Genomic DNA, 372 nt, shown 5'->3' on the forward strand with positions numbered 1-372 from the left:
AAAGTAAATATCAGTCGGGCTTTGAAGAAGAATTTACAATAGCTACAACTGGCAACAAACAAAAAAGAAAACCTTTGATAAGTCTTTTTTTCAAAAAGGTTGATGCACCAGCAATGAGTGACCCTGGTGAGCAGTTGCAGAGAGTCATGAAATTTCGAAAGAGTATAATAGAAAATAAATCGTTGCTCTTTCAAGATTTCGAAAACTTGGATGAGTTTGAGGGCATAATTAGAAAATGTATTTCTAACTATGTTTTTGATCATATAGATTTAAATGATAATCATCCTCAAGCAACGCACACACCTGAAGCAGAAATCGAAAAAAGTAGCAGCGAAAAAATTAACGAGAATTTTGATCAAGCCCCTATCAGGG

1 protein-coding gene is annotated in these 372 nt (G+C 34.4%); it reads left to right on the top strand.

All coding sequences use genetic code 11. The annotated features are described in order from the left end of the window. A partial coding sequence (locus HX855_RS32900) for a hypothetical protein (RefSeq protein WP_178948065.1) occupies positions 1–372 on the top strand: 372 nt, incomplete at both ends.

Source organism: Pseudomonas sp. IPO3778, assembly GCF_013386825.1.
Lineage (GTDB): Bacteria > Pseudomonadota > Gammaproteobacteria > Pseudomonadales > Pseudomonadaceae > Aquipseudomonas.